Raw genomic sequence first — 472 nt, 5'->3', positions numbered from 1 at the left:
GGAACACCTGCGGCGCCTACATCTCCGGCGTGCTCGGTGTCTCGACCGCCGCCTACTTCCCGTTCGCATTCTTCAACCTGCTCAGTCCCCTCCTGGACATCACCTACGGGTACCTCGGGTTCAAGGTCCCGAAGGCCACGAGGGACTGGGAGGACGAGGCCACCACCGCCACCCTCCAGCAGGTCCAGGGCCGAGAGGAGCCTCGCCATGAGTGACCAGACCGCACCGCCGCCCCCCGCTGCTCCCGCGGCGGGGCCACGGTTCCGGCTGCCGTCGGCGTACACCATCCTGTTCGCGCTCATCGTGGTCATGGCCATCGCCACCTGGATCATCCCCGCCGGGGCCTACCAGCTCGACAAGGAAGGCGCCCCGATCCCGGGCACCTACCACGAGGTGGCCGGTGACCCGCAGCGCATCCTCATCGACTCGCTGACCGCCCCAATCAACGGCCTCTACGGGATCGAGGACGCCG

2 pseudogenes are annotated in these 472 nt (G+C 68.6%); both read left to right on the top strand.

The annotated features are described in order from the left end of the window. Positions 1-215 (top strand): annotated as a pseudogene (locus EKO23_RS25615) (hypothetical protein); the annotation flags it as partial. After that, a pseudogene (locus EKO23_RS24845) lies at positions 208-472 on the top strand (hypothetical protein); the annotation flags it as partial. The pseudogenes EKO23_RS25615 and EKO23_RS24845, both read left to right, overlap by 8 nt.

It is taken from the genome of Nocardioides guangzhouensis (assembly GCF_004519545.1).
Taxonomy (GTDB): Bacteria; Actinomycetota; Actinomycetes; order Propionibacteriales; family Nocardioidaceae; genus Nocardioides; species Nocardioides guangzhouensis.
This window is presented reverse-complemented; position numbering and strand designations above follow the sequence as displayed.